Source organism: Kineococcus gurbantunggutensis (genome assembly GCF_050871925.1).
In the GTDB taxonomy this organism is placed as follows: domain Bacteria; phylum Actinomycetota; class Actinomycetes; order Actinomycetales; family Kineococcaceae; genus Kineococcus.
This window is the reverse complement of sequence record NZ_JBJLSG010000226.1, coordinates 1-5,796: the sequence shown is the minus strand read 5'-3', so window position 1 is coordinate 5,796 and position 5,796 is coordinate 1. Positions and strand designations below refer to the sequence as shown.

Annotated in this window: 6 protein-coding genes; 3 read left to right on the top strand and 3 right to left on the bottom strand. The window is 77.6% G+C overall.

The features are described 5' to 3' along the window. The 3 genes from ACRYR7_RS23785 to ACRYR7_RS23775 all read left to right on the top strand — a co-directional run. The coding region (locus ACRYR7_RS23785; protein WP_432574733.1) for a TolB family protein at window positions 1-955 on the top strand (955 nt) is incomplete at its 5' end. A 261-nt stretch (window positions 956-1,216) separates the two neighbouring features. Beyond that, window positions 1,217-1,765 carry a hypothetical protein gene (locus ACRYR7_RS23780; protein ID WP_432574731.1) on the top strand — a complete coding sequence of 183 codons (549 nt, stop codon included), beginning with the start codon at window positions 1,217-1,219 and terminating at the stop codon, window positions 1,763-1,765. Between the two features lie 61 nt (window positions 1,766-1,826). Continuing rightward, window positions 1,827-2,396, top strand: a complete 570-nt coding sequence (locus tag ACRYR7_RS23775) for a Uma2 family endonuclease (protein ID WP_432574730.1) — start codon at window positions 1,827-1,829, stop codon at window positions 2,394-2,396. 2 nt (window positions 2,397-2,398) lie between these two features. On the opposite strand, the gene ACRYR7_RS23770 is transcribed toward ACRYR7_RS23775, so the two are convergent. From ACRYR7_RS23770 to cydC, 3 genes are all read right to left on the bottom strand, one after another. Then, window positions 2,399-3,127, bottom strand: a complete 729-nt coding sequence (locus tag ACRYR7_RS23770; RefSeq protein ID WP_432574728.1) for a M15 family metallopeptidase — start codon at window positions 3,125-3,127, stop codon at window positions 2,399-2,401. Next, on the bottom strand, window positions 3,127-3,879 hold the full coding sequence (locus ACRYR7_RS23765) for a hypothetical protein (RefSeq protein ID WP_432574727.1): 753 nt from the start codon (window positions 3,877-3,879) through the stop codon (window positions 3,127-3,129). Before ACRYR7_RS23765 ends, ACRYR7_RS23770 begins: the two co-directional genes overlap by 1 nt. A gap of 142 nt (window positions 3,880-4,021) precedes the next feature. Beyond that, the gene (gene cydC, locus ACRYR7_RS23760) at window positions 4,022-5,644 is read right to left on the bottom strand and encodes a thiol reductant ABC exporter subunit CydC (protein ID WP_432574725.1); all 1,623 of its coding nucleotides are present in this window, start codon (window positions 5,642-5,644) and stop codon (window positions 4,022-4,024) included. Window positions 5,645-5,796: the final 152 nt, after the last annotated feature.

Here is a 5,796-nt window from a genome sequence, read left to right as displayed (position 1 = left end):
GCTGGCCACGAGGACCTGGGAGCTGATCAGCGCCCCGGGCACCGGCACCACCGGCAGCACCGGCACGGCGGCCGGCACGCTGCTGGAGCGCGACTACCGGGTGTCCACCACCGCCCCCAGCGTGGCCGTCTCCGCCGACGGGCAGCAGGTGTTCTTCTTCTCCGCGCGCACCGACCTGGTGCCCGGGGACACCAACAGGGCCATCGACCTGTTCCGCAAGGACCTGCGCACCGGGGTCACCACCCGCATCTCCACCGACTCCACCGGCGCGCAGCTGAGCGCCGGCGCGGTCGGCTCGGCGCTGGCGATCACCCCGGACGCGCGGTTCGCGGTGTTCGTGGCCAAGTACCAGGACATCCGGGTGCTGTGGCGCAAGGACCTGAGCACCGGTGAGCTCGCGGTCGTCTCGGGCACGGGCACCTGGCGCTCGCTGAGCCAGGCGCACCCGGTGAGCGTGGACGCGCACGACGTGGCCATCAGCGACGACGGGCGCTACGTGGCCTTCAGCGCGCGCAGCACCGCCTTGACGCCCAGGAGCATCGAGTACCTGGCCTACCGCCGCGACATGAGCAGCGCGCAGATCCTGCGGGTGGGGGTCCCCACCCAGGTGAACACCTGGGAGCACCAGGTGGCCCTGGATCCCAGCGGGCGCTACGTGTTCTTCCAGACCGCGGCCAACGTCGGCGCCGATGTCGATGGGCGCACCGACTGGTACCGGCGCGACACCGCCGCCGGGCCGACCGCGCCGCTGGTGCTGGTGACCTCCCAGGCCTCCGGCGCGCCCAGCGCTCACCGCATCACCACCGCCGATGCGTGGGGCTCGTTGCAGGTGCTCTCCGGTGAGCGGGTGGTGGTGGCCACGCTGCAGGCGCTGGTGCCCGTGGACACCAACGCCCGGGTGGACCTGTACCGCAAGGACCTGGGCACAGGAGCGGTGACGCCCGCGCTGGGGTGAGCGCCCCCGGGCGGTGAGCGGTGGCGCGCGGTGGGCCGGGAACCGGCCCACCGCGCGCCACCCTGCTTGAGCGGTCGCGGTGCTCAAGCACCCGTTCACCCCTCGCCGGCACCGGGTTCGCACGCGGCGGCAGGGCCGATCGCGTGGTGCTGCACCGGCCGCTGCGTCAACACCGTGTGAAGACCCGGCGTGGCGCGTAACCCTCCCGCCGTCCCGGCCGATGCTCATGGTGACGACGCTCACGCCGCCCGAGGAGTCACGATGCCGAGCACCCTCCCCAGCCTCGCCGCCTGCCTGGTCCTGCACGGCACCACGGCCCCGCCCGACCTGGACGCCGACCTGCGCGACCTCGCCTCCGTCGCCGACGAGGTCGTCGTCTACGACACCGCCGACCACGTCGCCCCGGGCAGCGCCGCGTTCGAGGCGACCCTGCACCCGGCCGTGACCGTGGTCAGCGGCTTCTGGGCCGACGACCGCGAGCGGGCCAAGCGGGCCGCGCTGGCGCACGTGGAGGCGGACTGGGCGCTGTGCGTGCTGCCGGGGGAGAAGGTGCGCGTCGACACCGGGGAGCTGCGCCGCCTGCTGCAGGTGGCCGGGGACGTGCCGGCGATGTCGGTGCGCGTGGACGACGTGGTGCGCGGCACCCACCGCTCCGCGCGGCTCCTGCACAAGGACACGGCCCTGCCCGGCGCGGTGTGCCGGCCGGTGGACGGGCTGGTGGAGGTGCCCAGCCGGCTGCTGACCGTGGAGCAGCCTGTGGCCACCACCGCCAGCGTGCCGCGCCAGCGCGGGGTCTTCGACCGGGTCTGAGCCCGGGCCCGGCGGCCGGTGCGCGGGTAGGCTGACCGCGACCTCAGGGAGGTGCTGGACCGTGACGACCCACCCGCTGACCGAGCCGTCCGCCGCGCCCGGGATCGGGCGCGCCCTCTCCTGGGAGGAGTACGAGCGCCTGCCGGAGGACCCGCGTGCCGAGTACATCGACGGACGGCTCGTCGTGAGCCCCAGCCCGACCGAGCAGCACCAGAGGATCGCGCTCGAGCTCGCCTTCGCCCTGCGGAGCGTGCTGCCCCCCACGCACCGCGTCAACGCCGCGTGGGCGTGGAAGCCCGGGCGCGACGAGTTCATCCCCGACGTCATGGTCTACCCGGTCGACGAGGCCGCGGCCGGCCCGGCGGCCCGCTTCACCGGCACGCCCGTCCTCGCGGTGGAGGTCCTGTCCTCCAACCGTGGCGACGACCTGGTCTGGAAGGCCGGCAAGTACGCCGCCGCGGGCCTGCCGCACTACTGGGTGGTGGACCCGCGCGACGAGCTGTTCCGCGCCTACGCCCTGGAGGACGGGCTCTTCGTCCCGCGCACCGTGCTGGAGCGCGGCGACCCGCCCACCGAGGTGGACCTCGGCGTGGCAGTGGTGACGGTGGACGTCGCCGCCCTGCTGGGCTGAGCTCAGCCGCCCGAGAGGGAGAAGTGCTGGTAGTCCTTCAGCGTGCGCCAGTCCCCGCCCCAGGTGAAGCCGCGCGCGGCGAAGGCCCGCACCACCGCGTCGCCGGCGGTGATCCGGCCCCGGGCGGGGGTGCGGTCCAGGTGCGCCCGGCCCGCCGCGGGCAGCACGGTCGTGCCCTTGACGTACGGGTTCTGCACGGGGTTCAGGTCGATCGCGGTGCCGTAGGAGTGCTCGGAGAAGCTCGTGCCGCCGGTCGTGGCGCGGCAGTTGAACGCCGAGGTGTTGTTCGCGGCCATGGAGGCGTCGTCGGAGCCGCCGTACGCCTCCACCGGCTCCACCCGCTCCACCGGGAAGCGCAGCGCGTACAGGTCCCCGAAGACGTCCGCGACCGCCTGGGCGACGTCGTCGCGCACGACCAGCCGGCCGGTGCGCGGGGTGCCGGTGAAGTCGACGTGGGTGACCGTGACGGCCCGCAGCCGCTGCGGGGCCACCGGGCAGCCCGCCCGCCACGACGCCGACAGCTCCGCCGCGCTCACCGGCGCGATCGAGGAGGCGTAGGGCTTGCCGGCCGGCGCCGGGGCGGGGGCCACCGCGCGGGCGCGGGCGCTGACGACCGGTGCGGCCTCGGCTGCCGTGGTCGCGGTGTCGGGTGCCGAGGCGGCTGACGTGGCGCCGCAGACGGCGAGCAGGACGGTGCCGGCGAGGGCGGCGGCGCAGCGGGCGGGGCGCATCAGCTCACGCTAGCGCCGAGCACCCCCGCCGCGCGTGCCACCGGCACGTCCGCCGACACGTCCACCGGTGCGGGGCGCAGCGGGTGGACGCCCTGCTGCACCCGCGCCACGACGTGCAGGAACAGCGCGGCGCCGGCCATCTCGCACGCCTCCTCGACGTGCTGCACGGAGTCCAGCAGCAAGCCCTCCTGGTCGGCGCCCGCGTCGAGCAGGAGGCCGCCGGCCACCTCCATCCCCGCCGCCCCGCCCACGTAGAGGGCGCCGGCGAGGACGGCGAGCGCGGCGACGCGCCGGGGCAGCGCCCGCAGGAAGCGCACGAAGAGCAGCCCGGCCACGACGGCCAGGGGTGCGGCGACGACGACCCAGGCGTAGTTCTGCGGGCCGACCGCGGCGCGCACCGGCAGCTCGGACAGGCGCTCGTGCAGGCCCACCATCTCGTCCAGCGACAGGTACGCGAACCCCGCGCTCAGCGCCAGCCAGTGCCAGCGCCAGCGCGCCCTCCCGGCGAACAGCCGCCGGGCCACCTCCAGGCACGACAGGGCGATCGCGGCGAGCAGCGCCGTGGAGAACCAGGCGGGCACGTTGCGCTCGTTGTCCACGCCCAGCAACCACGCCAGCCACACCACGGGGTGGGCCTGCGCGCCGCCGGCCGTGACGGCGAACGTCAGGGCGTAGCTGACGCCCACGACCAGGGCGACGGCGCCCAGCAGGACGGTGAGCAGCGTCCTGGGACGGACGGAGATGCTGAACAAGGGGCCCCCTGGGCGACGGCCACCGCTGAGCGGGTGGCGGGCGGGCCGCAAGGTTAACCAGGCATGAACGGAGATTGAAAGGGTTATGACTGCCTGTGGTCGAGGTGTGCCGGGAGGGTGACGGTCCCGCCCCTCAGCCCCCTCAGCCCCCTCGGCCTGCCGGCTCGAGCCGTCCGTGCCGCAGCCGCAGCACCCGGTCTGCCAGGTCCACGCCCTCCTCGCGGTGCGCCAGCAGCAGCACCGAGCGCCCGCCGCCGGCACGCACCAGGTCCGCCACCAGCGCCCGCCCGGTGGCCTCGTCCAGGCCCTCGCTGGGCTCGTCGAGCACCAGCACCGCCACGTCCGCCAGCAGCGCGCGCGCCATCGCCAGCCGGCGCCGCTCGCCGCCGGAGACCGGGGCGCCGCCGTCGCCGAGGCGGGAGTCCAGCCCGGCGGGCAGGCTCGCCAGCCACGCGTCCAGCCGCACCCGGTGCAGCACCGCCAGCAGGTCCGCGTCGGCCCGTCCGGGCGAGGCCAGCAGCAGGTTCTCGCGCAGGCTGGTGGCGAAGACGTGCTCGTCGTCGCCGACCAGGCCCACGACGGAGCGCACGTCGTCGCCGTCGAGCTGCGCCAGCGGCACCCCGTCCAGCTCCACGGCGCCGCCGCGCACGTCCAGGAAGCGCATGAGCACCGCCGCCAGGGTGGACTTGCCGCTGCCGGAGGCCCCGCGCACCGCGACCACCTCGCCCGGGGCCAGGTCCAGGTCCAGCCCGTCCAGGGCCGTGCCCTCCCAGCCGGCGACGACGCCGCGCAGCCGCAGGCGCCGCCCGGCCCCGGCCGGCGCGGGCAGCGGGCGCGGCGCGGCCGGCTCGTGCGCGGCCAGCGGCGTGGCCAGCAGCTCAGCGCTGCGCTGCGCCGCCTGGCGCGCGCGGTGCCGGGCGCGCACCGCGTCCGGCAGGCCGCGGGTGGCCTCGGCGACCCCGGCCGCGGCCAGCACCGCCGCCGCCGCCCACGCCGCACCGGCCCGCGAGGCGTCGGCGACCAGCGCCGGGCCCAGCACGGCCAGCCCCGCGCCCAGCGCCTGCAGCGCCGCCGTCGCCGCGGCCGCGCGCGCCCGGCGCCGCTCACCGGCGGCCAGGCGGGAGACGCTGCGCCGCAACGGCTCCAGGGGTTCCCCGGCGCCGACGGCCAGCAGGTCCTCCACGCCCGCGGCGCTCTCGGCGGCCGCCTGCGCCAGCGCGGCCACGTCGTCGCGGTGCGCGTCGGCGCGCCGCTCCGCCCACCCCGCCAGCAGCGGGGCGGCCAGGCCGGCCACCAGCAGGCCCGGCAGCGCGGCCAGCGCCGGCGCCGGGTCGGCCGCGGCGGCGGTCGCCAGCGCCGCGGCCAGCGCCAGCGCGGCCACCGCCACCGGGTGCCGCCAGCGCAGCAAGGCGTCCACGCGCGCGTCCACGTCGTGCACGAGCTGCACGAGCAGGTCGCCCGAGCCGCCGGCGCGCCGGCGCGTCAGCGGCCCGGGCAGGCGCGGCACCAGCGCGGCGACCACCGCCGCGCGCCGCTGCGCCAGCCTCGCCAGCGCCGCGTCGTGCGAGAGCAGCCGCTCGGCGAGCACCAGCAGCGGGCGGGCCGTGGCGCTGGCGCGCACCACGACCGCGGCCACCGACAGCGTCAGCACCGGCGGGCGGTCCGCGGCGGTGACGATCAGCCACGTCGCGGTGGCGGTCAGCGCCGCCCCGGCCAGCACCGCGGCCGCGCCGGCGGCGACGGCCAGCCCGGCGCGCGCCCGCACCGAGGCGCGCAGCCGGGCGCGCAGCCCGCGCGCGGGGACCGGTGCGTCGGGGACCGGGTCGGCGGGGGCCGTGGGGGGGGGGGGGGGGGGGGGGGGGGGGGGCGGGGGGGGGGGGGGGGGGGGGGGGGGGGGGGGGGCCGGCGCCCCCCACA

Bases quoted from the DNA above. Each gene is read 5' to 3' on its own strand.
- ACRYR7_RS23780 (WP_432574731.1), top strand. From the start codon at position 1,217: ATGCCGAGCACCCTCCCCAGCCTCGCCGCCTGCCTGGTCCTGCACGGC.
- ACRYR7_RS23770 (WP_432574728.1), bottom strand. From the start codon at position 3,127: ATGCGCCCCGCCCGCTGCGCCGCCGCCCTCGCCGGCACCGTCCTGCTC.